1 pseudogene is annotated in these 428 nt (G+C 46.0%); it reads left to right on the top strand.

Features of this window, described 5'->3' with window-relative positions:
- Positions 1 to 145 precede the first annotated feature (145 nt).
- Positions 146 to 428: pseudogene (locus lacNas_RS00540) on the top strand (RNA-guided endonuclease InsQ/TnpB family protein); the annotation flags it as partial.

Below are 428 nucleotides of genomic sequence, written 5' to 3'. Positions count from 1 at the left end.
GGTTTGGAAGGCCTGGTTCTGTGCCTTGCAATCTTACAAAATAGCACCACAGAAATTTACCGGCAGGCCGAGAATTCCACGTTACTTGAAGAAAAGCAGACGTCATACCTTTTACGTGACACCACAAAACGCGAGGGTCAAAGAAGTGAAAAGTGCTGATGGCAAAGATGTCGTAGCACGGTATCTGATTATTCATTCTTTGGGGCTTAGCATCAAGCTTGCAGATGGCATAAAAAAGGTCAATCGCATCGCAATTAAGCCACTGTCAAATGGTTATAAACTCACAGTAGCCTACACTCCAGCTGCAAGCCAGAAGCCATATCTGCCAGACAACTGCCGCTATATCGGTATTGACCCAGGTGTTGATAATGCATTTGCCTGCGTCTCAAATACGGGTGACAAGGCCTTACTCATTAGTGGTCGTGCGA

Source organism: Lactobacillus nasalidis, from assembly GCF_016587775.1.
Lineage (GTDB): Bacteria > Bacillota > Bacilli > Lactobacillales > Lactobacillaceae > Lactobacillus > Lactobacillus nasalidis.
Note: the sequence above shows the minus strand (reverse complement) of the source record. Positions and strands in the feature narration are given on the sequence as shown.